Origin of the sequence: Methylobacterium isbiliense (genome assembly GCF_022179325.1) — a bacterium.
GTDB classification, from domain to species: Bacteria; Pseudomonadota; Alphaproteobacteria; order Rhizobiales; family Beijerinckiaceae; genus Methylobacterium; species Methylobacterium isbiliense.
Genome location: NZ_BPQQ01000042.1, coordinates 59078 through 83493, shown reverse-complemented (window position 1 = coordinate 83493; position 24416 = coordinate 59078). Strand labels below are relative to the sequence as shown.

Genomic DNA, 24416 nt, shown 5'->3' with positions numbered 1-24416 from the left:
AGCGGCGCCGGGTTCGAGCCCGGCGCCCCGCTCCGTTCCGTGTCCGGAGGTGATCGCGCATGCATGCGGAGTTCGCGTTCTGCATCGAGGAGGACGCCTTTCTCAACGACGCGGAGAAGCGCGATGCGGCCCGGTCCCGGGTGCGGGACTTCCTCGCCCGCTGCCGGCGCGACTTCCCGACCGCGCGCCACGACCTGATCGAGCCGCGCGTGATGTGGGCGACGCCGCCGCTCGCGGATTTCGGGGAGGCGCGACGCCGTCTCGGGGCGTTGCGCGGCGGCATCGGCGCGCTCGCGGCGGAGCGCGGCCTTGCCGTGATGGCCGCCGGCACCCATCCGATCGCCCTGTGGAGCCGGGTGCGCCCGCGCCAGCAGGGCGTGCAGGACCGGGTGCAGCGCGACCTGCAGATGGTCGGCCACCGCACGGTGGTGTGCGGCCTGTTGGTGCGCATCGCGCTGCCGGAGGGCATCTCGCGGCTGGGTGTGATGAACCGCCTCCAGCCCTTCCTGCCGCTGCTGCTCGCCCTCTCCACCTCCTCGCCGTTCTGGCAGGCGCAGCGCACCGGCCTGATGGGCTACCGCCTCGCGGCGGCGCGGGAGATGCCGCGCAGCGGCCTGCCGCCCTATTTCGCGGACGAGGCCGATTACGCGCGCTACCTCGACGTGCTGATGCGGGCGGGCGCCATCGACGACCTCGCCCATGTCTGGTGGGTGATCCGGCCGGCGCCGGACGCGCTGTCGCTCGATCTGCGGATCGCCGACAGCTGCACGCGGCTCGACGACACCCTCGCCATCGCGGCGCTGGCCCGCTGCCTCGTGCGGCGGCTCGTGCGCGACCCGGACCTCAACCGCGATCTCTCCGGCGCCACGCACGCGATCACCGCGGAGAATTGCTGGCGGGCGCAGCGCTACGGCATCCACGGCAGCTTCCTCGGCGAGGGCGAGACCGCCGCCCGGCCGGTCAAGGCGGTGCTGGCCGAGGTGCTCGCGCTGGTCGCCGAGGACGGCGCGGCGCTCGGCTGCACGGCGGAACTCGACCTCGCCCGCTGGATCGTGGCCCGCGGCACCAGCGCCGACCGCCAGCTCGCCCTCTACACGGAGGCGCAGGGGCGCGGCCTGTCCCAGCGCGAGGCGCTGATGGCCGTGGTCGACTGGCTCGCGGCCGAGACGACCGGCACGGCGCCGACGCGGCATTGAGTCCGATCCCGGCGGCCCGCGGTCGGGATCGCCCGTCGGGCGACGTCCGCGGCGGTCCGCCCTTGCCGAAGCCGCCTCACGCGGCCGGCTCGGCGAGCCCCACCGCCGCCAGCGCGAAGGCGTAGATCAGCGCCACCTCCTCCAGGCGGTCGAAGCGGCCGGCCGCGCCGCCGTGGCCGGCCTCCATGTTGATGCGCAGCAGGACGGGGCCGCCGCCCGTCATCGTCGCGCGCAGCCGCGCCACCCACTTCGCCGGCTCCCAGTAGGTCACCCGCGGATCGGTGAGCCCGCCGAGCGCCAGGATCGCCGGATAGGCGCTCGCCCGCACATTGTCGTAGGGCGAGTAGGACAGGATGGTGTCAAAGGCCGCCGGGTCGGCGCCCGGGTTGCCCCATTCGGGCCATTCGGGCGGGGTGAGCGGCAGGTCGCCGTCGAGCATCGTGTTGAGCACGTCCACGAAGGGCACGTCGGCGACGATGCCGGCGAAGAGGTCGGGCGCGAGATTCGCCACCGCCCCCATCAGCATGCCGCCCGCGCTGCCGCCATGCGCGACGATGCGCCCGGCGCTGGTGTAGCGGGCCTCGGCCAGGGCCCGCCCGCAGGCCACGAAATCCGTGAAGGTGTTGGGCTTCTTCTCGCGCTTGCCGTCCATGTACCAGCGCCAGCCCTTCTCGGTGCCGCCGCGGATATGCGCGATGGCGTAGACGAAGCCGCGATCGACCAGCGAGAGCGGGTTCGTGCGGAAGGCGGCCGACATCAGGCTGCCGTACGAGCCGTAGCCGTAGAGCAGGAGCGGGGCCGAGCCGTCGAGCGGCGTGTCGCGGCGGTGCAGGAGCGAGATCGGCACGCTCTCGCCGTCCGGCGCCGTGGCGAACAGGCGGCGGGTGACGTAGGCGGCCGGGTCGTGGCCGCTCGGCACGTCCTGGCGCTTGCGCAGCCGGCGCGCCCGCGTCGTGACATCGTAATCGTAGGTCTCGGCCGGCGTCGTCATCGACGAGTAGACGAAGCGGATCTCGTCGGTGTCGAAGGCGTGGCCGGGCAGGAGGCCGAGCGAATAGGCCTCCTCCGCGAAGGCGACCGCGTGCTCGGCCCCGCTGAGCGCATCGCGCACGATCAGGCGCGGGCGGGCATTCTCCAGTTCGAGCCGCACGAGGTGGCGCGCCAGCACGTGCTGGAAGCGGATCATCACGCCGGGACGATGCGGGACGAGGTCGCGCCACTGCGACCGGCCGGGGACGGCGAGCGGAGCGACCATGAGCTTGAAATCCTCCGCCCCGTCGGCGTTGGTGAGGATGAACAGCTCGTCGCCCCGGTGCTCGACCGAGTAGATCAGGTTCGCGGTGCGCGGCTCGACCGTGCGGGAGGCGGTGCCCGGTCGGGCGCGGTCGATGAGATGGACCTCCGCCGTCTCGTGGTCGTTGGCCGTGATGGTCAGGAAGGCGCCGGACTGCGTCTGGTCGATGCTGACGAAGAAGCCGGAATCCGGCTCCTCGTAGACCGTCTCGTCGTCGCTCTGGGGCGTGCCGAGGCGGTGGAGCATCACCTTGGCGGGGCGGTGGTTCTCGTCCACCGCCACGTACCAGAAGCCCTGCCCGTCCGCGCTCCACACCGCGTCGCCGGTGGTGGCGATGATCTGGTCCTCGCGGTCGGTCCCCGTGGCGAGGTCGCGCACCCGGATGGTGTAGAGTTCCGAGCCCTTGGTGTCGGCGCTCCAGGCCATCAGCGCGTGGTCGTCGGAATGGGCCGCGTCGGCGAGGTCGAAGAAGGCGAGGCCCTCGCCCTCGCGGTCGCCGTCGATCAGGATCTCCTCGCCCGGGCCGCCGAGCCGGTCGACCGGCAGGTCGGCGATGCCGGCGCTCGGGCGGCGGCAGACCAGCGGGTGCTGCCCGCCCTCGCGGTGGCGCGTGTAATAGGCGAACGGCCCGTCGACGTCCGGCACGCCGCCGTCATCCTCGCGGATCCGCCCGCGCATCTCGGCCACCAGCGTCTTGCGCAGGGCGGCCGTGCCCTCCAGGGCTTGCGCCGCGTAGGCGTTCTCGGCCTCGAGATAGGCGCGGATGTCGGCCGGCAGGGCGCCGGGATCCTTCAGCACCTCGCGCCAGTTCTCCGCCTTCAGCCACGCGTAAGGGTCGACGACCGTGCGGCCGTGCACCGTGAACGTGTGCGGGCGGGCGGGTGCGATCGGCGGGGAGGCGGCGGGGCGGAGGGAGGTCGTCATGCGGGGCACCGGCGGAACAAAGGATCCCTGCCATGTGCCGCCGCGGCCCGGCCGGGGCAACCCTTCCCGGGCGCTCCAAGCGCGCCAAGCGCGCATCGCCGCGGGAGACGGGCCTCAGGCCGCCTCGGAGACCCGGGCGGCGTCCTGGCGGATGCGCTCCATCATCGCGCGCGCGCCGTTCGAGCGCTGGGCGGTGAGATGCTCCGAGAGGCCGAGCCTCTGGAACAGGCCGAGGGCATCGGCCTTGGCGGCGTCCTCGGCCGTGCGCCCGTCGAAGAAGGCGATCAGCACCGCGACCACGCCCTTGGTGATGTGGGCGTCGCTGTCGCCCCGGAAGTGCAGGCGCGGCGCGCCGTCCCGGCGGTCGACCGAGGTGTCCAGCCAGACCTGGCTCACGCAGCCGCGCACCTTGTTGGCCTCGGTGCGCGCCTCCTCGGGCAGGGGCGGGAGCTTGCGGCCGAGTTCCATCAGGTACTGGTGGCGGTCCTCCCACTCCTCCAGGAACGCGAAGTTATCGACGATCTCGGCGATGGGGGGCAGCATGGGCGGGGCGGTTTCCTGAGGTTCCGCCGGGATATAGGCACGCGGCGGGCCGGCCGCCAGCGCCGTCAGCGGACGGGCGGCAGGACGAGGGTCAGGGGTGCGGCGGTCGTGGCCTCGCCGGAGACCGCGATCTCGGCCTGCGCCGCATAGGCCGCGATGAGACGCGGGCCGAGCTTGGGCGGCGCGGCGGGCCCCGATCCGGCCCCGAGGCCACTGGCGACGATGGACACGCGCAGCGGCTCGTCCGCCGCCCCGGCCGGGACCGTGACCGCGGTGTGGCAGGTCGTGCCCTCGGCCGTGGCGTCGAGCCCTTCGGCCACCACTTCGGCGAGGATCATGCCGAGCGCGTTGGCGGTGCGCGGCTGGAGCAGCGCGCTCCGCTCCGCCTGTACCGCGATGGCGATGCGGCCGGGGCGGCGCAGCTGCATCAGCCCCTGGGCGAGCCGCGTCAGGTAATCGCCGAGGTCGATGCTGGCGATGTGGGGTGCCTCGTGCAGGTGCTGCTGCACCAGGGCGATGGCGCGCACGCGCTGGCCCAGGGCGTCGAAGGCCGGGCGGCACTCGCCGGGCGCGGCGCGGCCGTAGAGGCCGATCAGGCTCACCATCACCTGCAGGTTGTTGCGCACTCGATGGTAGACTTCGGCGAGCAGCGCCTCCTTCTCGGCAGCGGCCTGGGCGGCGTGCTCCTCGGCCCGGCGCCGGTCGGTGATGTCGAAGCAGGCGCCGCAGAAGCCCTGGAAGGTCCCCTCCTCGAACAGCGGCGTGCCCTGGCCGAGCATCCAGCGGAAGAGGCCATCGTGGCGGCGCAGGCGGTACTCCGCCGTGAAGCTCGCGGCGTTCGCATGCGCGGCCGCCAGAACGGCATCGTGATCGGCGCGGTCCTCGGGATGCACGCCGTCGCGCCAGCCGTATCCGCCCTCGACGTCGGCGGTGCGGCCCCGGAAGGCGATCCAGGCGGGATTGACGTAGATGCAGTAGCCGCGCGGGTCGGTTCGCCAGATCGGAAGCGAGGCTCCCTCGGCGAACGAGCGGAAGGCCGCGCTCACCCTGGAGCCGGCGCTGCCCGTCCCCTCCGGTGATGGCGTTTCGACGGCCATGCGCGTCCCACTCGTTCCTGCCCGCTCCACCACGGGAGCGCGGTCAACGTGCCGAAACGGTCCCCGTTCCGCAGGGAAGGGCGGCCCGTCAGCGCTGATTCAGGGCGAACCGGCCCGGACCGACGGCGGCGATCATCAGGAGGGCGCCGATGATCGAGACGTTCTTCATCGCCTGGATCTGGTTCATGCGCACGGCATCGCCGGTCATCGCCCAGAAGTTGTGGAAGTAGACGATCGTGGCGGCCGTGAACAGCGCGAGCAGCACGGCCGCGCTGCGGGCGAAGAAGCCGAGGGCGATGAGCAGGCCAAGGCCGAGTTCGGCCGCGATCGTCAGGTAGGCGAGGATCTCCGGATAGGGCAGGCCCTTGCCGGAGATGGCGCCCGCGACGCCTGCCGGGTTCATGATCTTGCCGAAACCGGACCAGAGGAAGATCGCCACGACGAGGATGCGGGCAACGGCGAGGATGAGGTTCGACATGGTCCCTCCGGGTGCGTCGCCCCGGAGTGGATCGGCACGGTCGAACGGTCAAGCCGGAAGCGACGCATCATGGGGGAAACGCCACGGCAGCGGCATCACGCGCCGCACCGGCCCCGTCGGCGGTCGGCGCCCTAGCGGGCGCCGGTCCAGTCCGAGGGATTGCCGCGGATGCTGCGGGCCTGCATCGGCTCACCCGGGTTGTAGCGGGTCAGGTCGGCGGCGCGGGCGGAGATCCAGTCGGCGTGCTGGCCGATCGGCGTGACGGCGGTGAAGCCGCCGCAGGCGGTGCGCACCCGTCCCTGCTGGGCGGCGCCGCTCGACCAGCTCACCACGCCGACGAGTTGATAGCTGCCCGGGCCACCGCGCAGAATCGGGCCGCCGGAATCGCCGAGACAGGCGCCCGCCCCCGCCGTCTCGGCGAGGCTGCGCTTGTCGGCCACGACCGTGACGGTGTTGGCGACCTGCAATTCGCCGAGGGAGACGAGCCGGGCCTGCCGCAGCACCCGCGCGGTGCTGCGCTTGTTCTCGGCGACGACGCCGTAGCCCGCGATCGCCACCGGCTCGCCCGCCGCGATGCCGCCGCCCGAGCGGGCGGCGAGGGGCTGGAACTCGGGGCCGAGCCGCTCGCTGAGCTTGAGGATCGCGAGGTCGGTGCCGGGCTGGTCCTCCGGCGTGGTGCCGGCCACGAAGTCCGGATGCATCGCCGCCGCAATGGCGCGCAGGCGGCGCGAGCGGAACGAGCGGTCGGTGACCACCACCCAGTAGCCGGCCTTGTGCATGACGCAATGCGCGGCCGTGAGCACCAGATCGGGGCCGATCAGCGAGCCGGAGCACATCTCGCCGGTGGTGCTCTCGATGCGCACCACGGAGCTGCGCAGCCCGTCCGGGTCGCGCGTGATCTCGCCCTGCACGACGGCCCGGGCAGCGCCCGGCCAGAGCAGGGGGACGAGGCCGATCGCGGCGGTGGCGAGGAGGGAACGGAGGCAGATGACGGCAGCGCGCATGGGAGAAAGTGTGGAGCCTTTGGCTACGCTCGACAAGGGAAGTCTCGCGCAACGGCCTCGGTTCCGCGATCTTCCGCACACAGCGTCAACGAACCACTTCACGATCCGGTCATCGCTGGAGGAGCCCGTCTTTCCGGGAGTCAGGCCGCTCCGGCGTCACTCCCAGCGCGCGGCGGCCCCCCAACCGGCCAGGATACGGTCGATCCAGGCCCGCTGTGGCCCCACGAGCACGCCTTGCGAGAAACCACCGCAGCCCTTGGCGCCGCTCGTCCAGGTGGTCACCGCGACGACCCGTCCGCCCTCCCCGATCGGCCCGCCCGAATCGCCCTCGCAGGCGCCGACGCGGCCGTCCCCGGCCCTGAGCCAGACCAGGATCCGGCTCGGCCCGTAGGGCTCGACCACCGGCAGGTCCGCCGTCCGGAAGGTGCCGCTGCTGCGCGCGTCGCCGGGCCGGGCGACGCCGTAGCCCCCGAGCGACAGGCTCGCGCCCGCCCGCGGCGGCGTCTCGCCGAGGACGGCCGCCGAGAAGCGCGCCGGCAGCGGCGTCGCCGGCCGCATGAGCGCGAGATCGATGGAGCGCCGCCGCCCGCTGATCGCGCCCGCGTCGTAGCCCGGATGCACGCTCACCCCCGCGAGCGGCACCAGGACGGGCGCGCCCGCCTCGTCGCGAAAATGCACCCGGTGCTCCGCCGGCCCGGCCGCGCAATGGGCGGCCGTCAGCACCGCGTCGCGGGCGAGGACGACGGCGCTGCAGACCCCGCCGCGCGAGGACAGCACCATCACGCTCGCGCCCGCGAGCGGACTGGCCGGGTCCTCGCGCCCGCCCGTGACGGCACGGGCCTCGGTCGCCGCGGCCAAGACCAGCAGCGCGGCCGTCAGATGTCTCGCGACCATTCCCATCCCTGCGACGACGGCCTCACGGTCCGTGCCGGGCGGACGCCCGGGCGCTGCCGCGCGTACTCGGCTGCCATACCGTCCTCGTCAAGGACGAGCGACCCGAGCGCGAGACCGCGCTCCGACATCTCGCACCAGTCGCCCCGGGGGCATCGCATCACTGGGCGCGTCGCCTCAGGGGTGAACGGCGAGCACGTCCAGAACGGCCGCCTCCGAGGCGAGGCAACCGGTGCAGACGGAGGCGATCGCCCGGCGCGCCCGGGCGGTGACCCGCGCCTCGAAGGCCTCGCGGGCCGCGACGGCGCGCCGGGCGGCCTCCTCTGCCGTGTCCTCGTCGAGTGCCAGGGTCGCCCCGCGCGGCTGGATGCGCAGGACGAGGGGCGTCTCGGCCTCCTGCGCGACGGCCTTCTGCGCGACGGCCTTCTGCGCGACGGCCGCGGCGCAGCCGAGAAGGATCAGGAGACCGAGGGCGGGGCCGCGACGCGCTCTCATCCGGACGGACCCCTCCCCTTCTCGCCTCGCGGCGAATCACCCCAAACCGACGCCCCCACCGTCCGGCCGCAGGGTTAGCCGATCCCTAACCCGCGGCGCCCCGGTCAGTACCCCAGCGCGCTGCCGTCCTTGCGCGGGTCGGAGCCGGCGGCGAGTACGCCCGTGTCGTGGTCGATCCAGATCACCTGCCCGCCGCCGAGCGGACCCGACGGGATGACGCGGTGGCCGCGGGCTTCGAGGGCGGCCGCCAGGGCGGGCGAGACACCGTCCTCCAGTTCCACGCCGCCGCCATAGGCGAAGCTGCGGGGGGCATCGAGCGCCTCCTGCACGTCCAGGCCGCGGTCGATCAGGCCGGTGAGCAGTTCGACGTGCCCCATCGCCTGGTAATGCCCGCCCATGACGCCGAAGGGCGCGACCGCGCGGCCGTCCCGCATCAGCAGGCCGGGGATGATGGTGTGCATCGGGCGCTTGCGCGGGTGGATGGTGTTCGGGTGGCCGGGCTCGACCCGGAACGAGAAGCCGCGGTTGTGCAGCAGCACCCCGCTCTCGGGCGCCAGGATGCCGCTGCCGAAGCCCTGGAAGATCGAGTTGATGAGCGAGATCGCGTTGCCGTCCCGGTCCACCACGCAGAGATAGACGGTGTCCTTGTGGGCCGTCTCGGGCCAGAGCACGGGTTCGGCGGCGCGGCCCATGTCGATGGCGCCTCTCGCCCGCGCGCCCCAGGCCTCCGAGAGCAGGTGCTCCACCGGCACGCGCGCCACGACCGGATCCGCGAACAGCGCGTCGCGGTGATGGTAGGCCTGCTTGCAGACCTCGGCGAAGAGGTGGACGCGGTCGATCTCGGACAGGCTCCCGACGTCGAAGCCGGAGAGCACGTTGAGCATCATCAGGGCGGCGAGGCCCTGCCCGCTCGGGGGGCATTCGAAGACGTCGTAGCCGCGATAGCGCGTGGCGATCGGCACCACCTCCTCGGGAGCGGCCTCGGCGAAGTCGTCGAGGGTGTGCAGGCCGCCGAGCGCCCGCAGGCGCCCGACGATGTCCTCGGCCACCGGTCCTTCGTAGAAGCCGCGCGGCCCCTCGGCGGCGATGCGCCGCAAGGTGCGGGCGAGCGCCGGGTGGCGCATGATCGTGCCGGCCCGCGGCGCCCGCCCGTCCAGCAGATAGGCGGCGGCGGCGTGCGTGTCGGAGGCGACGCGCTCCACGTTGCGCGCCCAATCCCAGGCGACGCGGGACTGCACCGGGTAGCCGTCCTGCGCGTAGGCGATGGCGGGCGCGAGCAGGTCGCCGAGGGAGCGGGTGCCGTAGCGCTCCAGCAGCCACGCCCAGGCGCCGACGGCGCCCGGCACCGTGACGGCGTGGGGCGAGGTCGGGGTGATCGAGAGCCCCCGCTCCAGGTACCACGCGTCGTGCGCGGCGGCCGGGCTGCGGCCCGACCCGTTGAGGGCGACCGGGCGCGCCGCCCCCTTCGGCAGGTAGAGGGCGAAGCAGTCGCCGCCGATGCCGGTCATCAGCGGATCGACCACGCCCTGGACCGCGACGGCCGCGATGGCCGCGTCCACGGCGTTGCCGCCCGCGCGCAGCACCTCGATCGCGGCGAGCGTCGAGAGCGGATGGGAGGTCGCGACGGCGGCGTTGGCGGCGTAGACGGGCGACCGGCCCGGACGCGAGAAATTCCTCATCGGCGGTTCCTCATGGACGAATCCTCATGGGCGCACAGTCCTCGTCTTGTGGTTCACGGCGTCCGGGCCTCCGACCCGGATCGCGCCCCGCGCGAGGCCGGGGCCGGTCCTTCCGGCCTCAATCGAACTCGCGGGCGCGCTCGGCCATCATGGCGCGGAAGGCCGGTCGCGCCTGGCAGGCGTCGAGCCAGCGGGCGACCGCCGGGTGCCCCGCGAACAGAGACGCCTGCCCCTGCGCGTAGCGGAAGACTTCCGCGAGGTTGAGGTCCGCCACCGTGAAGCGCCCGCCCACCACGTGGCCGCCGCCCTCGTCGAGCGCCGCCGCCAGCACCGCGAAGGCGCCGCCCACGGCCTCCACCGCGTCGGCCACCGCGGCGCGGTCGCGCGCGCTCGTCCCTTCCCCGTGCAGGAGGATCGGCAGCGTGTGGGGCTCGCATTCGGTCGCCGCCCACAGCGTCCACATGGTCATCAGGCCGTCCTCGCGCAGATCGGCGGGCGCGAGCGGACCGCCGTGGCGCTTGGCGAGGTAGAGGTTGATGGCGAGCGACTCGCACAGGGTCACGTCCCCGTCCGTCACCGCCGGGATGCGCCCGTTCGGGTTGATCGCCCGGAAGGCCGGCGAGGCGGTGTTGAGGGGTGTGTCGGGCGCGTCCGGATCGGACAGGCGGTAGGCCTGGATCACCGGCACGCGCTCGTAGGCGAGGCCGAGTTCCCGGGCGAGCCAGTCGGTGCGGGAGGCGCGGGAGCGCAGGACGCCGTAGATCGTCAGCACGGTCTTCCTCCTGTCCGGCCCTCGACGCGCCGGCCCTGCCTTCTCGCATCCGGCCCCGCTCAAGGCCAGCGCGGGTTTGACCCGGATGCGCCCTCGGCCCAGTCTGACGGGCAGGGAGGGACGAGGCATGCCGGTGTGGATCGAGGCAGCCCTCAACGGGCCGTGGACGCGGGCGCGCCAGCCGCGCATGCCCCTCACCGTCGCGGAACTCGTCGCCGACGGCATCGCCTGCGCCCGGGCCGGGGCGGCGATCATCCACCTCCACGCCTACGATCCGGCGACGGGCCTGCAGAACGACGATCCCGACAGCTACGCGGCGATCATCGAGGGCATCCGCGCGGTGGAGGACGTGATCGTCTATCCCACCCTCCCCTTCGTGCAATCGGCCGACGCCTTCCGGCCCGGGGCCGTCGAGGCGCGCTACGCCGCGGTCGAGGCGCTCGGCCGGCGCGGCCTCCTCGAATGGGGCGTGGTCGATCCGGGCTCGATCAATCTCGTGACCCTCGCGGAGGCGGCGCAGGCGCAGGCGGGCTCGGTCTACCTCAATCCCGGGGAGCACATCCTGCGCGGCCTCCACCTCGCGGCCGAGCACGGCTTCGTGCCGAGCTACGCCATCTACGAGCCGGGCTTCCTCCGGCTCGGCGCCGCGCTCGCCCGCGCCGTGCCCGGCTGCCCGGCCCCCGTCTACCGCTTCATGTTCTCGGACGCCTTCACGTTCGGCTATCCGCCTCGGCCCTACGCGCTCGACGCCCAGTTGCGGCTGCTCGCCGACGCGGCGCCGGGCAGCCCCTGGATGGTGGCCGGCCTCGGGGTCGACATCCGCCCCCTCGTGGCGGAGGCGGTGGCGCGCGGCGGCCACGTGCGGGTCGGGCTCGAGGACGCGCCCTTCGGCACCGAGACCCCCAACCCCGCGCTGGTCGCGGAGGCGGTCGCCCTGGTGCAGCAGGCCGGCGGGCGCCCCGCCACGGCCGCGGAGGTCCGGCAGGCGCACCCGGCCGCCCGTCCGCCCCGCTGAGCGCGCTCAGCCGCCCGGCAGCAGCGTACGCCGGGCCCGCCTCTTCTGGAGCCACAGGAAGGTCGAGAAGGCGAGGGCGATCACCAGCAGCGACACGCCGGTGGTGAGGGTGCCGAGCGCGTAGATCTCGGGCGTCGTCACGGTGGTGGTGAGGCCCTGGAGTTCGAGTGGCAGGGTGTTGCGCCCGCCGATCGCCTGGCTGGTGCGGGCCAGTTCGTCCCAGGAGAGCGTGAAGCCGAACAGCGCGACGCCGACGAGGGAGGGCAGGATGATCGGCACCACCACGTGGACGAGCGTGCGCGGCCCGTCCGCGCCGAGGTCGCGGGCCGCCTCCTCGTAGGCGCGGTCGAAGCGGTTGAACACCGCGAACATGATCAGCAGCCCGAACGGCAGGGTCCAGGTCAGGTGCGCGCCCAAGCCCGAGCTGAACAGCCCCATCACGGTGCCGTGGTCCTGCAGGAGGCTCCAGCCCGTGGCGGCGGCGAGGGCCTTGATGGCCTCGTCGAGGAGCCGGAATTCGAGGCCGATGCCCAGGGAGACCACGATCGAGGGCACGATCAGGCTGGCCACCGCGGTGTAGAACAGCAGCCCCTGGCCGCGGAACCCCTTGCGGAAGGCGAGCCCGGCGAAGAAGGCCAGCGTGACGGTGAGGACCATCACCACGAGGCCGAGCGCGACGGAGCGCCGGAACGCCGCCCAGATGTCGACCACGCCGAGCCCCGCCCACAGGCGCGAGAACCAGTGGGTCGAAACGCCGTTGAGCGGGAAGGTCAGCCCGCCCTGCGGCCCCTGGAAGCTCAGGACCAGGATGGTCAGAGTCGGCCCGTAGAGGAACAGCACGAACAGCGCGAAGAACGCCGCCAGCCCGTAGAACGAGAGGGAGCGGGGACCGTCGCGCCGCATCACAATTCCCGCCGCAGGTCGATCAGCCGGGTCAGGCCGGCGATCACCAGGGTCACGGCGCCGAGCAGCACCACGGCGTTCGCGGCGGCGGCCGGAAACTGCAGGTAGCTCATCTGCACCTGGATGACCTTGCCCACCGAGGCGATCTGCTGGCCGCCCATGACGCCCACCGTGACGAAGTCGCCCATCACCAGGGTCAGGACGAAGATCGACCCGATGGCGATGCCGGGCTTGCACAGCGGCACGATCACGGTCCAGAGGGTCTGCCAGTCCGAGGCCCCGGCATCCCGCGCCGCCTCCAGGAGCGAGCGGTCGATGCGCATCATCGAGTTGAAGATCGGCACGATCATGAACACGGTGTTGAGGTGCACGAAGGCCAGCACCACCGCGAAGTCGGAATAGAGTAGCCCGTCGATCGGCGCGCGCGTGAGCCCCAGCGCCATCAGCCCGTCGTTGACGAGGCCGTTGCGGCCGAGCAGCGGGATCCAGGCGATCATCCGGATCACGTTCGAGGTCCAGAACGGGATGGTGCAGAGCAGGAACAGCACCGTCTGCATCGCGCTGGAGCGCACGTGGAAGGCCACGAAATACGCCACCGTGAAGCCGATGCCGAGGGTGAAGGCCCAGGCCAGCAGGCAGAACTTCAGCGTCGACAGGTAGGTGCGGAACGTGGTGCAGAGATCCCCGCCCGAGAAGCAGCCCTCGAACACGTCGGCGTAGTTCTGCAGGGTGAAGGACGGGATGATCTCGTACTCGTTGTACTCCCAGAAGCTCACCATCAGGGTGAGGGCGAGCGGCACCGCGAAGAAGGCCAGGAAGACGAGCGCCAGGGGCGCCGCCTGCCAGTAGGCGAGGCGCCGCTGGCGCCGCGCCTGCGCGGCGAGCCCGGGCGCCGCGGCGGGGCGCGCCGCCGCGGCCGCGGGCACCGGCATCGCGCGCTCGGAGGCGAGGCTCATGCGGCGATGAACTCGTTCCACTTGCGGATCATGTAGGTGTTCTCGTCCATGACCGAGTTCCAGCAGGCGACCGCGCCCATCCGCTGCTCGAAGGAGCCGCCGTCGCGCAGCGACCCGGCCTTCTCCATCACGGTGCCGTCCGGCGCCTTGATGTCCTGAGCAGCAGGCTTGCCCTCCATCCAGTAGGCCCACTCGTAGGGCTCCATCTGGGCCTTGGCGGTCTCCAGCACCGCCGAATAGTAGCCCTGGCGGTTGAGGTAGGCACCGGCCCAGCCCGACAGGAACCAGTTGATGAAGTCGTAGGCCGCGTCGAGCTTGCGGCCCGAGAGCGTCTTGGGCAGGCCGAAGCCCGTCGCCCAGGCGCGGTAGCCCTCCTTGAGCGGCTGATAGGTGCAGGCCACGCCCTGCGAGCGCACCTTGGTGACGGCGGGCGACCACATCGACTGGATCACCGTCTCACCGGACGCCATCAGGTTCACGGATTCGTTGAAGTCCTGCCAGAAGGCCCGGAACTGGCCGGCGCGCTTGGCCTCGATCAGCACCTTCATGGTGCGGTCGATCTCCGCCTTCGTCATGTTGCCCTTGTCGGGATAAGTGTAGTCGCCCATCGCCTCCACCACCATGGCGGCATCCATGATGCCGATCGACGGGATGTTGAGGATCGAGGCCCGGCCCTTGAATTCGGGATTCAGCAGTTCCTTCCACGAGCTGATCGGCCGCTTGATCAGGTCGGGCCGGATGCCCAGCGTGTCGGCGTTGTAGGTGGTGGGGATCAGGGTGACCCACTCGGTGGGCGAGGTCGCAAACTTGGTGGAATTCTGCCCTTCCAGGTAGAACACCTTCTTGGGCGCGGTGCCCTGGTCGCCGATCTTCTTGCCGTTGACCTCACCCTTGGTGAAGACCGGGGTGATCTTGTCGGCGTTCTTGATCCGGCGCGCGTCCATGCCGACGAGGTTGCCCGACGGCATCAGCTTCTTGAGGCTGAAATACTCGGAATCGACGATGTCGAAGGAGTTCGGCTGAGTGACGACGCGCTTCGAGACCTCGTCGGTGACGACCGGGATGTACTCGATCGTGATGCCGAGGTCCTCCTTCACCTTGCGGGCGATGTCGCCGCTCTGGTTCACGGCGGTGCCGAGGTAGCGCAGCGTCACGGGCTCGGCGGCGAGGATTGCCGGAAAGCCGGTGATCGCTTGGCTGCCCGCGGCGCCCGCGGCGCCCGCGAGCAGGGAGCGGCGGGTGAGGCCGGCTTGGGTGCGTGAATCGGTCATGGTCCCTCCCTCTGGTGTCGGTTCAGGCGTCGAGCCGGTGGGCCTCGCCGGGCTGCCAGCCGAGCCGCACCGTGTCGCCGGGCCGCAGCGGCCGGGCCGCGAAGGCGCGGTCGCTGAGGATGGCGGTGAGCGGCGTGCCCGCATCGGTGACGAGGTCCGGCGCGGTGAGGCCGAGATGCACGGCGCTGCCCTGGTACTCGACCGCGACGACCTGGGCCGCCACGGCCTCGGGTCCGGCCTCCGGCCCGAGCAGCATGCGGTCGGCGCGCACGGCCACGCGCCGGTCGGGCAGCGTGATCACGTTGTGGCCGCCGATGAAGCGGGCGACGAAGGCGGTGGCCGGCCGCTCGAACACGGTGCGCGGGTCCGCCGCCTGCTCGATGCGGCCGGCATTCATCACCACCACGAGATCGGAGAGCGCCATCGCCTCCTCCTGGCTGTGGGTGACGTGCACGAAGGTAATGCCGAGTTCGCCCTGCAGCCGCTTCAGCTCCGTCCGCATGCGCACGCGCAGGAAGGGGTCGAGCGCCGAGAGCGGCTCGTCGAGGAGCAGCACCTTGGGGCTGGTGACGAGGGCGCGCGCGAGCGCCACGCGCTGCTGCTGGCCGCCCGAGAGCTGCGCCGGGAGCCGCTCGGCGAGGGCCTCCATCTGCACGAGGCGCAGCATCGCCTCGGCGCGACGGTGCCGCTCGGCCTTGGCCACGCCGCGCATGCGCAGCCCGAACGCGACGTTGTCGCGGCAGGTGAGGTGGGGAAACAGCGCGTAGCTCTGGAACATCATGGCGGTGCCGCGCTCGGCCGGCGCGAGGTCGCCGACCGCGCGCGGCCCGATCACCACGTCGCCGGCGCTCACCGTCTCGTGGCCGGCGATCATCCGCAGCGTCGTGGTCTTGCCGCAGCCCGAGGGGCCGAGCAGGCAGCAATAGGAGCCGGAGCGGATCTTCAGGTCGATGCCGTCCACCGCCGTGGTGGCGCCGTAGCGCTTGGTGAGCCCGGCGAGTTCGATGTCCATGCGCGCTCTCCCTCCGCCCGGCCGAATAGCAAGGCTCAGGCCACGACCGGCGTGGCCCCCGCGCCGCAGCCCGCCGATTTGCCGCGGCGCCCCGATTGCAATGCCGGCGGCGATCCGCTAATGCCCCTCGCGTGTTCGGCGCACCCGCCGCGGTTCCTCCGCGCCGGCGTCCGAACCCGGTTCGCCGTTGTAGCTCAGTGGTAGAGCGCGTCATTGGTAATGACGAGGTCGGGAGTTCAATCCTCCCCAGCGGCACCATTCCAGCCAGATGCTGAACCGAAGCGCTGCCCGTCAGGACATCCCCTGCGGGATCAACCGGCTTGTGGACCTGTCCACCGCGGGGTTCTGCACGCCTGGGGCGCACCCGCTTGTGCCGCGCAGGCCACGCTCCTGCGAGCGGGGAGGCGGCAGAGACCCTTGCGGCCTGGCACGCCCACCCGTCGTGTCCGCGGGCGGTGCAGGCTCGGCCCTTGATCCTCTCACGGTCGGGTGAGTGCCCCTGGCAGCGGGCTTCCGTTAGACCTTGAGATCGACGAGCCGGCCCTGGCCGGCGGGAGGCGGGGGCGAGGCGGAGGCCGCGACCATCCCGGCGACCGCCTTCCCGGCGTCGATCTGCTGACGCGCGACGGCGATGCCCACCTGTTGCGAGAACGAGGCGGCCAGCATCTGGACGGACTGCGCGGCGATGGTGCTCATGCGTCACCGTAGCGAGCACCCGGTGAAGGAGACGTGACCGCGGCGCCTCGCTCCGGACCGGAATCCGCCTCATGGCCGTGGGCGGCCGCGTGGCACCCCGGAGGGGCCGCCAGGACGCCACCACGCTGCCATCGGATCCCGCTCCAGGTCTCCGATGGCTCCGCATCGTCGTCGACGAACCGGTATCCACCTCGTCGGACGATGCCTTATGCCGAAGGGGTCCGCGCCGAAGAGGTCCCGCACATGCCCGCCCCCAAGCCCGCCGTGCTCTTCGTCTGCCTGGGCAACATCTGCCGCTCGCCGCTCGCCGAGGCGGCGTTCCGGCAGGAAGCCGCGCGGGCCGGGCTCGAGGCACATGCCGATTCCGCCGGCACCGGGGATTGGCATGCCGGCGAGCCGCCCGACCGGCGCGCGCAGGCGGTGGCGCGGCGCCACGGCATCGACATCGCGTCCCTGCGCGCCCGGCAGGTGGAGGCGGCCGACTTCGCGCGTTTCACCCACATCGTGGCGCTCGACCACGACAACCTGGCGCGGCTCGAACGGATGCGCCCGCCGGGCGGCGCCGCGGTCTCGCTCCTCCTCGACCACGTGCCGGGCCGCGCCGGCGAGGCGGTCGCCGACCCGTATTACGGCGCGCAGGCCGGGTTCGACGCGACCTGGGCCGATGTCACTGCGGGCGCCCGCGCCCTGGTGGCCAAGCTGCGGCGATGAGCGCGCTCGCCGCAGCCGCGGCCGCCCGGCTCGGGCGGCGGCTCGTGGACTGCGCGCCGCTCGGCGGGGGCGAGCTGTCGCGCCTCGTGAGGATCCGGCTCGACGACGGGCGCGAAGCGGTGGTGAAGGACGGCCCGGACCCGCCCGCCGAGGCCGCGATGCTCGACGCCATCCGGCGCGCCGGGGCGCCGGCGCCCGCCGTGCTCGCCGCGGAGGCGGCGTTCCTGGTCATCGAGTGCCTGCCCGCGGACGGCCGTGAGGCCGATGCCGATCTCGGCCGCGCCGTGGCGCGCCTGCACGCCGCCACCGGCCCAGCCTACGGCTGGGCGCAGGACTACGCCTTCGGCCCGGTGGCGATCGGCAACGGCTGGAGCGAGGACTGGCCGGTCTTCTGGGGGGAGCGGCGCCTGCTCTGCCACGGCCCGCATCTCGATCCCGCGCTGGCGCGGCGGGTCGAGGCGCTCGCCGCCGCCCTGCCCGACCGGCTTCCCGCCCGCCCGCGCCCGGCCCTGCTCCACGGCGACCTCTGGGCCGGCAACGTGCTCTGCGCGGGCGGGCGGGTGAGCGGCCTGATCGATCCGGCCTGCGCCTACGGCCACGCCGAGGCGGATCTCGCCATGCTGGCCCTGTTCGGCCGCCCGGGCCCGGCCTTCCACGCCGCCTACGGCGAGGCCGAGCCCGGCTTCGCCGAGCGTCGGCCCATCTATCAGCTCTGGCCGGCGCTGGTGCATCTGCGGCTGTTCGGAGCGGGCTATCGCGGCCTGGTCGAGGGGCTGCTCGCCGCCGCGGGCGCGTGAAATCGGCGCGCGGCCCCGCTATCACGGGGCGGGGAGCCGTCTGCGTCCCGGCCGCGGGCCCGGGCGACGGACGGCCACGCGGAGGACACGCCATGCCGCAGTTCATCAACGCGCGCGACACGGTCGTCACGGACGCCATCGAGGGCCTGCTCGCGGCGAGCGGCGGGCGCCTCGCGCGGCTCGACGGCTTTCCCGACATCCGCGTGGTGCTGCGGGCCGATCCGGAGCCGGACCGGGTGGCGGTGGTGTCGGGCGGCGGCTCGGGGCACGAGCCGGCCCATGCGAGCCTCGTCGGGCCGGGCCTGCTGAGCGCGGCGGTGTGCGGCGACGTCTTCGCCTCGCCGTCCGTCGATGCGGTGCTGGCCGGCATCCTGGCGGTGACCGGGCCGGCGGGGTGCCTGCTCGTCGTCAAGAATTACGCCGGCGACCGGCTGAATTTCGGCCTCGCGGCCGAGCGCGCCCGGGCGGCGGGCCTGCGGGTCGAGACCGTGCTCGTCGCCGACGACGTGGCGCTGCCCCAGGCCACGCAGCCGCGCGGCATCGCCGGCACGCTGTTCGTCCACAAGGTGGCGGGCCACGCCGCGGCGTCGGGCGCGCCCCTGGAGGCGGTGGCGGATCTCGCCCGCCGCACGGCCGGGGCCGCGCGCTCGCTCGGCATCGCGGTCTCCACCGCCACCCTGCCGGGCAGCGAGCCGAGCCGGCGCCTCGCCGGGGGCGAGGCGGAACTCGGGCTCGGCATCCACGGCGAGCCCGGCATCGAGCGCATCACGCTGCCGCCCGCCCGGGACCTCGCCCGGCTGATGGCCGAGCGGCTCGCGCCCGCGCTCGGCGGGGCGGAGCGGCTGGCGCTCCTCGTCAACAATCTCGGCGCGGCCACCGCGCTCGAGATGCAGGTGCTCACCCGCGCGGTGCTCGACACGGATCTGGGCCGGCGCGTGCGCCTGCTGCTCGGGCCGGGCCCGGCCATGACGGCGCTCGACATGCACGGCGCCTCGCTCTCGTTCCTGCCGCTCGACGACGCGCGGGAGGCCGCCCTCCTGGCGCCGGTCGCGGTGCCGGCTTGGCCGCGCGCGGAGGTCGTCGCGCCGGCCGATGTCCGGCCGCTGCCCGCGGGGCTGTCCGGCGAGACCTTCGCGCCCTCCCGCGACCCGGCGGTGGCGGGCCGGATCGCGGCCGCCGCCCGGGCGCTCGTCGCGGCCGAGGAGGCGCTCAACGCGCTCGACGCGCGGGTGGGGGACGGCGACACCGGCACCACCTTCGCGGGGGCGGCCCGCGCGGTGCTGGCCGGCCTCGACGGGCTGCCGCAGGCCGAGGCGCCCGCCCTCGCCCGGGCGCTCGCGTGGCGGATCGGGCGCGCGGCGGGCGGATCGAGCGGCGTCCTCGCCTCGATCTTCTTCTCGGCGGCCGGCCGCGCGCTCGCGGCGGGCGCGGACTGGCCGGCGGCGCTGGCCGAGGGCGTGGCGCGGGTGCGGGCCTACGGGGGCGCCGCACCCGGCGACCGCACGCTCCTCGACGCCCTGGTGCCGGCCGTGGCGGCGCTGCGCACGGACGGGCTCGCGGCGGCGGCCCGGGCCGCCCGCGAGGGCGCCCGCGCCACCGCCACCATGCGCCGCGCCGCCACCGGGCGGTCGAGCTACCTCGCGGAGGAGGATCTCGCGGGCGTGGAGGATCCGGGCGCCGCGGGGGTGGCGGAGGTCTTCGCCGCGCTGGCGGCCGAGGCGGAGCGGGCGCCGTCGGGAGCCTGACGGCGCCCGCTCAGTTCACCTCCACCTGCACCACCCCCGGCACCGCGCGGAGCGCGCCCGCGATCTGCGGGGTGGCCTGGTAGCGGTCCCTCAGGCGGATCTCCACCTCGCGCTCGCCCTCGTCGAGGATCAGGATCAGCGAGACCTCGCCCTCGCCGCGCATGGTCAGGCGCTGCTGCACGCTCGGGATCGGGCGCTCGTCGCGCAGATAGATGCGCATGCCCTTCTGGTGGCGGGCCACCGCCTGGTCGAGGGGCTCGCAGGTCTGGATGCGCGCGCGCACGTCCTCGCCCTCGGCGCTGGCCTGGAGCTGCAGGGCGAGCGCCCGGCCGGGCTCCAGCAGCTCGCGGTAATGCTGCAGCCCCTCCGAGAACACGATGGCCTCGAAGTGGCCGGTCTGGTCCGAGAGGTTGACGATGCCGATCTTGTTGCCGGTCTTGGTGCGCCGCTCCGAGCGGTCGAGGACGGTGGCGGCGACGCGCCCGACCGTGTTCCCCGCCCGCACCGAGCGGCAGAACTCGGCCCAGGTCTGCACGCGCAGCTTCTTCAGGAGGTCGCCGTACTCGTCGAGCGGGTGGCCCGAGAGGAAGAAGCCGACCGCCTCGTACTCCTTCTTCAGCCGGTCGGCCGCCGGCCAGGGATCGTAGGCGGGGATGCGCAGGTCGACGCAGGCCGCCGCGACGCCGCCGAACATGTCGGTCATGCCGACGCTCTCGGCCTCGACCAGCCCCTGCGCGAGGCGCAGCATCGGCTCGATCGCCGCGAAGGCGCGCGCCCGGTCGGGCTCGATCTCGTCGAGGGCGCCCGCACCGACGAGGCTCTCCAGCGTGCGCTTGTTGACGAGCCGCGGGTTGAGCCGGCGGGCGAAGTCGCCGAGGTCGCGGAACGGGCGGTCGCCGCGCGCCTGCACGATCGCCTCGACGGCGGCGCGGCCCACCCCCTTGATGGCCGCGAGCGCGTAGCGGATCGTGCCGTCATGCACCTCGAAGGTGACGCCCGAGCGGTTCACCGAGGGGGGCTCGACCTTGATGTCGAGGCGCTGGGCGTCCTGGCGCAGCTCGGCGAGCTTGTCGGTGTCGTCGAGATCCTGGGACATCGACGCCGCCAGGAACTCCACCGGGTAGTTCGCCTTCAGGTAGGCGGTCTGGTAGGTGATCAGCGCGTAGGCGGCGGCGTGCGACTTGTTGAAGCCGTAATCCGCGAACTTGGCCAGCAGATCGAAGATCTCGTTCGCCTTGCCCTTGTCGAGGCCGCGCTCGGTCGCTCCTTTGAGGAAGCGGTCGCGCTGGGCGTCCATCTCGGCCTTGATCTTCTTGCCCATGGCGCGGCGCAGGAGGTCGGCGTCGCCAAGCGAGTAGCCGGCCAGGACCTTCGCCACCTCCATCACCTGTTCCTGGTAGACGATGATGCCGAAGGTCTCGGCCAGGATCGGCTCCAGCTTGGCGTGCGGGTACCACGCGGCCTCGTTGCCGGCGTCGCGCCCGAGCTTGCGCTCGCAATAGACCGGGATGTTGGCCATCGGGCCCGGCCGGTAGAGGGCGACCAGCGCGATCAGGTCCTCGAAGCGGTCGGCGCACATCTCGACGAGCGCCTTGCGCATGCCCGCCGATTCCACTTGGAACACCCCCACCACCTCGCCCTTGCGCAGGCGCTCGTAGGTGCGTTCGTCGTCGATGGGCAGCGCCGCGAGGTCGATGGTGATGCCGCGCTTGGCGATGAGGTCGGTGGCGCCGCGCAGCACCGTCAGGGTCTTGAGGCCCAGGAAGTCGAACTTCACGAGACCCGCCTGCTCCACCCACTTCATGTTGAACTGGGTGACGCGCATGCCCGTCTTGGGGTCGCGGTAGAGCGGGACGAGCTGTTCCAGCGGCCGGTCGCCGATGACGACGCCCGCCGCATGGGTCGAGGCGTGGCGGTGCAGGCCTTCCAGCTTGCGGGCGATCGCCATCAGCCGGGCGACGACCGGCTCCTCCTCCATCGCGCTCTGGAGCCGCGGCTCGCCCTCGATCGCCTGGGCGAGGGTGACGGGATTGGCCGGGTTCTGCGGCACGAGCTTGGTGAGCTTGTCGACCTGCCCATAGGGCATCTCCAGCACGCGGCCGACGTCGCGCAGCACGCCGCGGGCGAGCAGCGTGCCGAAGGTGATGATCTGCGCGACCTGGGGCTCGCCGTAGCGCTCCTGCACGTACTGGATCACGCGCTCGCGGCCCTCGACGCAGAAGTCGATGTCGAAGTCCGGCATCGAGACGCGCTCGGGGTTGAGGAAGCGCTCGAACAGCAGGCCGAACTTGAGCGGATCGAGGTCGGTGATGAGGAGTGACCACGCGACCAGCGAGCCCGCGCCGGAGCCGCGGCCCGGCCCGACCGGGATGTCGTTGGCCTTGGCCCACTTGATGAAGTCCGAGACGATCAGGAAGTAGCCCGGGAACTTCATCTTGGTGATGACGTCGATCTCGTAGGCGAGGCGGTCCCGGTAGACCTGCGCGGTCAGCCCCTCGGCCGGCCCGGCCGCGGCGAGGCGGCGCTCCAGGCCCTCCTCGGCCTGCCGCTTCAGCTCGCCCGCCTCGTCCACGAAGGCCGCCGCCTCCGCAGGGGCGTGGCCGGCGGGCAGCCCGAAGCTCGGCAGGATGGGCTTGCGCGTGCGCACCCGGTAGGCGCAGCGCATCGCGATCTCGACGGTGGCCTGGAGCGCATCGGGCAGGTCGCGGAACAGCTCCGCCATCGCCGCGCGGGTCTTGAAGTCGTGGCGGGGCGTGAGCCGGCGACGCTTCTCGTCCGAGACGAGGCGGCCCTCCGCGATGGCGAGCAGGGCGTCGTGGGCCTCGTAATCGTCGGGCTTGGCGAAGAACGGCTCGTTGGTGGCGACGAGCGGAAGGCCGCAGCGGTCGGCCAGCGCGATCAGCTCGGCCTCCACCGCCCGCTCGTCGGGCAGGCCGTGGCGCTGGATCTCGACGTAGAGATGGTCGCCGAAGGCGTCGGCGAGGAGCGCGAGGCGCTCGGCCGCATGCTCCGCCCGGCCCGCCCGCAGGCAGGTGTCGAGCGGCCCGGTGAGGCCGCCGGTGAGCGCGATCAGGCCCGGGGCGCGGTCCTTCAGGGCGCTCGCCGCAACCCGCGGCGCCTCGCCGAGCGGCCCGTCGAAATAGGCGCGGCTGGCGAGGTCGAGGAGGTGCCCGTAGCCCTCCTCGTCCTTGGCGAGCAGCACGAGGTTCGGGGCCGGCGCCGGTCCGCCGCGCTGGCCGGGCTCGGGCGCCTCGAACGCCACCGAGAGCTGGATGCCGGCGATCGGCTGGATGCCGAGCCCCGCCGCCTTCTCGGAGAATTCCAGCGCTCCGAACAGGTTGTTGGTGTCGGTGAGCGCCAGCGCCGGCTGCCGGTCCGCCGCCGCCGCCTTGGCGAGATCGGCGATCTTCAGCGCCCCCTCCAGCAGGGAGTAGGACGAGTGGGTGTGCAGGTGAACGAAGCCGACGTCCTTGAGAACCCGCACCGGCGATGCTCCGCGAATCGAGGCCGGGGCACGCCCGGCCGGAGCCGCCAAGGTTCGCAGGTGCGAGAGCGGGAGTCATCCGGGCGGCCGGCCACAGCCGATCGGAATTCACAGCCCATGATCCCGGCCGCCCGGCGGGGCGCCGCACGGCGTGCCCAGCAAAAATTGCTGCCGAATGCGGAACCCGGCCGGACGGCTCGCGTTTCGCCCGCGCGAGGCTCCCCGGAGCTCGCACGGTCGGGTGCCGGAGGCGCTCTCCGGCACCCCTCATTCTCGCATTGCTCAACCAAGAGGATGTGATCATGAGGACCTTCGACGTATCTCCCCTGTATCGCTCCACGGTCGGCTTCGACCGTCTCTTCGAGTTGCTGGATCAGACGGCCCGCGTGGAGCCGCTCGCGAACTGGCCGCCCTACAACATCGAGAAGACCGGCGACGACCAGTACCGCATCACCATGGCGGTGGCGGGGTTCGCCGCGGACGAGATCGATCTCACGCAGCACGACACGACCCTCACGGTCGCCGGCCGCAAGCGCGACGGCGAGGGCGAGCGCCAGTACCTGCACCGGGGCATCGCCGGGCGCACCTTCCGCCAGACCTTCAGCCTCGCGGACCACGTGAAGGTCACGGGCGCGACCCTGGAGCACGGGCTGCTCGCGATCGAGCTGGTGCGCGAGGTGCCCGAGGCGCTCAAGCCGCGCCGCATCGCGATCGCGGCCGGCACGACCCGGCTCGGACAGGACAATGCCCCGGCCCAGATCGAAGGGCAGGTCAGGGCGGCGTGACCGGAGCCGGCGCCGGGGCGGGGCCCCCCCGGCGCCCCGACCGGCGAGAGGGAGGTGATCCATGCAACAGGTCATGCCGGCCTCGGGCCGGACCGGGCCGATCGAGGCGGCCGGGACGCCGCCCTCCGTCATCGAGGGCTGGACGGACCTTGACGAGCCCGGCGACGTCTTCCGGCATCCCCGCGACGTCCTCGCGCATCCGGGACTGAAGGCGGAGGAGAAGCGGGCGGTGCTGGCGGCCTGGGCTTCCGACGTCCACGCGGTCGAGACGGCCCCGGCGCTGCGCCGCCTGCCCGGGCGCCTTGCGGTGACGGTGTCGGTGGACGAGGTGCTGGCGGCCCTGCGGGTGCTCGACGGCGCGGACCGGGAGGAGGCGACCACGCTGCGCCCGCCGGGCCGCGTCGCACGCCTTCGCCGGCTCCGGAGCCGGCCGGCGCGAATGCCAGACTGGCCGGCACGGTTCGAGATGCGGCGGGACGCCCTGCTGCGGGCCTATGTCGAACCGCCGGGGCCGGGGGCGGGGCCGCCCTGGCGCCTGTACGGTCCGGAGACGCCGCTGCGGCCGTGAGCCGGTGGGAGGCGATGCGGGTAAGTGCTTCGCTCCGGCGTGCGGAGCCGAGGCTCCGCCGCGCGGCCGGACGAGACCGGTTCCGGAAGGAATTGTTCGG

22 protein-coding genes and 1 tRNA gene are annotated in these 24416 nt (G+C 73.1%); 8 read left to right on the top strand and 15 right to left on the bottom strand.

Features of this window, described 5'->3' with window-relative positions:
• Positions 1 to 59 precede the first annotated feature (59 nt).
• Complete coding sequence (locus MFF61_RS18625; RefSeq protein WP_238236903.1) at positions 60 to 1196, top strand: YbdK family carboxylate-amine ligase; 1137 nt, start codon at positions 60 to 62, stop codon at positions 1194 to 1196.
• A gap of 76 nt (positions 1197 to 1272) precedes the next feature.
• Here the strand turns inward: MFF61_RS18625 and MFF61_RS18620 are convergent, their stop codons facing one another.
• The 9 genes from MFF61_RS18620 to MFF61_RS18580 form a co-directional block, all read right to left on the bottom strand.
• Positions 1273 to 3414 carry a S9 family peptidase gene (locus MFF61_RS18620; protein WP_238236902.1) on the bottom strand — a complete coding sequence of 714 codons (2142 nt, stop codon included), beginning with the start codon at positions 3412 to 3414 and terminating at the stop codon, positions 1273 to 1275.
• A 114-nt stretch (positions 3415 to 3528) separates the two neighbouring features.
• On the bottom strand, positions 3529 to 3957 hold the full coding sequence (locus tag MFF61_RS18615; protein ID WP_238236899.1) for a SufE family protein: 429 nt from the start codon (positions 3955 to 3957) through the stop codon (positions 3529 to 3531).
• A 65-nt stretch (positions 3958 to 4022) separates the two neighbouring features.
• Entirely contained in the window at positions 4023 to 5054 is a 1032-nt protein-coding gene (locus MFF61_RS18610) for a histidine kinase dimerization/phosphoacceptor domain -containing protein (RefSeq protein WP_238236897.1), read from the bottom strand.
• 88 nt (positions 5055 to 5142) lie between these two features.
• Positions 5143 to 5532, bottom strand: coding sequence for a DoxX family protein (locus MFF61_RS18605; RefSeq protein WP_238236895.1), 390 nt, complete (start codon positions 5530 to 5532; stop codon positions 5143 to 5145).
• A gap of 131 nt (positions 5533 to 5663) precedes the next feature.
• On the bottom strand, positions 5664 to 6536 hold the full coding sequence (locus tag MFF61_RS18600; RefSeq protein ID WP_238236893.1) for a S1 family peptidase: 873 nt from the start codon (positions 6534 to 6536) through the stop codon (positions 5664 to 5666).
• A 156-nt stretch (positions 6537 to 6692) separates the two neighbouring features.
• Positions 6693 to 7436: a S1 family peptidase gene (locus tag MFF61_RS18595; RefSeq protein ID WP_238236882.1), complete on the bottom strand. Its 744-nt coding sequence runs from the start codon at positions 7434 to 7436 to the stop codon at positions 6693 to 6695.
• 168 nt (positions 7437 to 7604) lie between these two features.
• Positions 7605 to 7922: a hypothetical protein gene (locus tag MFF61_RS18590; protein WP_238236879.1), complete on the bottom strand. Its 318-nt coding sequence runs from the start codon at positions 7920 to 7922 to the stop codon at positions 7605 to 7607.
• A gap of 104 nt (positions 7923 to 8026) precedes the next feature.
• Positions 8027 to 9601, bottom strand: coding sequence for a gamma-glutamyltransferase family protein (locus MFF61_RS18585; RefSeq protein ID WP_238236875.1), 1575 nt, complete (start codon positions 9599 to 9601; stop codon positions 8027 to 8029).
• Positions 9602 to 9719: 118 nt separating this feature from the next.
• Entirely contained in the window at positions 9720 to 10373 is a 654-nt protein-coding gene (locus MFF61_RS18580; RefSeq protein WP_238236874.1) for a glutathione S-transferase family protein, read from the bottom strand.
• A gap of 127 nt (positions 10374 to 10500) precedes the next feature.
• Here MFF61_RS18580 and MFF61_RS18575 point away from each other — a divergent pair, with 127 nt between their 5' ends.
• Positions 10501 to 11388, top strand: a complete 888-nt coding sequence (locus tag MFF61_RS18575; protein ID WP_238236873.1) for a beta-keto acid cleavage family enzyme — start codon at positions 10501 to 10503, stop codon at positions 11386 to 11388.
• Positions 11389 to 11394: 6 nt separating this feature from the next.
• Here MFF61_RS18575 and MFF61_RS18570 read toward each other — a convergent pair whose 3' ends face one another.
• From MFF61_RS18570 to MFF61_RS18555, 4 genes are read right to left on the bottom strand one after another with little or no spacing between them, the layout of a single operon-like run.
• Positions 11395 to 12291: an ABC transporter permease gene (locus MFF61_RS18570; RefSeq protein WP_238236872.1), complete on the bottom strand. Its 897-nt coding sequence runs from the start codon at positions 12289 to 12291 to the stop codon at positions 11395 to 11397.
• Positions 12291 to 13247, bottom strand: a complete 957-nt coding sequence (locus MFF61_RS18565) for an ABC transporter permease (RefSeq protein ID WP_238236871.1) — start codon at positions 13245 to 13247, stop codon at positions 12291 to 12293. The genes MFF61_RS18570 and MFF61_RS18565 overlap by 1 nt, the downstream gene beginning before the upstream one ends.
• Positions 13244 to 14518: an ABC transporter substrate-binding protein gene (locus tag MFF61_RS18560; RefSeq protein WP_238236870.1), complete on the bottom strand. Its 1275-nt coding sequence runs from the start codon at positions 14516 to 14518 to the stop codon at positions 13244 to 13246. The genes MFF61_RS18565 and MFF61_RS18560 overlap by 4 nt, the downstream gene beginning before the upstream one ends.
• 22 nt (positions 14519 to 14540) lie before the next feature.
• Positions 14541 to 15530 (bottom strand): ABC transporter ATP-binding protein, encoded by a 990-nt coding sequence (locus MFF61_RS18555; protein ID WP_238236869.1) that lies wholly within the window; start codon positions 15528 to 15530, stop codon positions 14541 to 14543.
• Between the two features lie 183 nt (positions 15531 to 15713).
• Between MFF61_RS18555 and MFF61_RS18550 the strand changes: the two genes are divergently transcribed.
• Positions 15714 to 15788 (top strand) — tRNA-Thr (locus tag MFF61_RS18550).
• Positions 15789 to 16046: 258 nt separating this feature from the next.
• Here the strand turns inward: MFF61_RS18550 and MFF61_RS18545 are convergent.
• On the bottom strand, positions 16047 to 16226 hold the full coding sequence (locus MFF61_RS18545) for a putative motility protein (RefSeq protein ID WP_238236868.1): 180 nt from the start codon (positions 16224 to 16226) through the stop codon (positions 16047 to 16049).
• Between the two features lie 243 nt (positions 16227 to 16469).
• Between MFF61_RS18545 and MFF61_RS18540 the strand changes: the two genes are divergently transcribed.
• The 3 genes from MFF61_RS18540 (at position 16470) to MFF61_RS18530 (ending at position 19479) form a co-directional block, all read left to right on the top strand.
• Positions 16470 to 16937 (top strand): low molecular weight protein-tyrosine-phosphatase, encoded by a 468-nt coding sequence (locus tag MFF61_RS18540; protein ID WP_238236865.1) that lies wholly within the window; start codon positions 16470 to 16472, stop codon positions 16935 to 16937.
• The gene (locus tag MFF61_RS18535) at positions 16934 to 17734 is read left to right on the top strand and encodes a fructosamine kinase family protein (RefSeq protein WP_238236864.1); all 801 of its coding nucleotides are present in this window, start codon (positions 16934 to 16936) and stop codon (positions 17732 to 17734) included. The genes MFF61_RS18540 and MFF61_RS18535 overlap by 4 nt, the downstream gene beginning before the upstream one ends.
• 92 nt (positions 17735 to 17826) lie before the next feature.
• Positions 17827 to 19479, top strand: coding sequence for a dihydroxyacetone kinase subunit DhaK (locus MFF61_RS18530; RefSeq protein ID WP_238236862.1), 1653 nt, complete (start codon positions 17827 to 17829; stop codon positions 19477 to 19479).
• 10 nt (positions 19480 to 19489) lie between these two features.
• Here MFF61_RS18530 and dnaE read toward each other — a convergent pair whose 3' ends face one another.
• On the bottom strand, positions 19490 to 22963 hold the full coding sequence (dnaE, locus tag MFF61_RS18525) for a DNA polymerase III subunit alpha (protein ID WP_238236860.1): 3474 nt from the start codon (positions 22961 to 22963) through the stop codon (positions 19490 to 19492).
• Positions 22964 to 23265: 302 nt separating this feature from the next.
• Between dnaE and MFF61_RS18520 the strand changes: the two genes are divergently transcribed.
• Both MFF61_RS18520 and MFF61_RS18515 read left to right on the top strand, forming a co-directional pair.
• Complete coding sequence (locus MFF61_RS18520) at positions 23266 to 23748, top strand: Hsp20 family protein (RefSeq protein WP_238236858.1); 483 nt, start codon at positions 23266 to 23268, stop codon at positions 23746 to 23748.
• A 61-nt stretch (positions 23749 to 23809) separates the two neighbouring features.
• Positions 23810 to 24316, top strand: coding sequence for a hypothetical protein (locus MFF61_RS18515; RefSeq protein WP_238236857.1), 507 nt, complete (start codon positions 23810 to 23812; stop codon positions 24314 to 24316).
• Positions 24317 to 24416: the final 100 nt, after the last annotated feature.